Below are 476 nucleotides of genomic sequence, written 5' to 3'. Positions count from 1 at the left end.
TCAACGTTAAGTACGCTGTCGTGACTGCAGCTCGCGACGACTCTGTCGATTGGGACGAGGGGTACCGAGGCAACATGCAGTACGTCATCGTTAAGCAGTCGCCTGAGGGCAGCGGTGAAGCGTTCGAGATGGACACGCAAGGTGCGGACGAGCCACTGTCTAAGCCCACGATTGCCAACGTGACAATCATCGCTGACAAGCAGGCTAACGACGACTCTTTCATCATGCAGTTCAAGAAGAAGTCAGGTGGTTTCTTCCACAACGTGGTAGCCACAGTCGCGGGTGATTCACCCAACACGTTTGCATCATGTGCACGGATCACAGGTGGCGCAGGCGCTAACGTAAACACAGCCCTGGTGTTCAATAATTGGATCCAAGACTGTGCAAATGATGGAAGCGGCGGTGATCTGGTGTCTGCTGATAGTGAAGCAGGTGCCGATGCGGTGGGTAACGCAACCATTGCAGTTGCAGCGCCG

Annotated in this window: 1 protein-coding gene; it reads left to right on the top strand. The window is 54.8% G+C overall.

Translation table 11 applies throughout. The features are described from left to right. Positions 1-476 (top strand): hypothetical protein (locus tag R2A130_RS18735; RefSeq protein ID WP_198008824.1); only part of this gene is annotated, 476 nt, incomplete at both ends.

This window comes from Ahrensia sp. R2A130 (genome assembly GCF_000179775.1).
In the GTDB taxonomy this organism is placed as follows: domain Bacteria; phylum Pseudomonadota; class Alphaproteobacteria; order Rhizobiales; family Rhizobiaceae; genus Pseudahrensia.
Note: the sequence above shows the minus strand (reverse complement) of the source record. Positions and strands in the feature narration are given on the sequence as shown.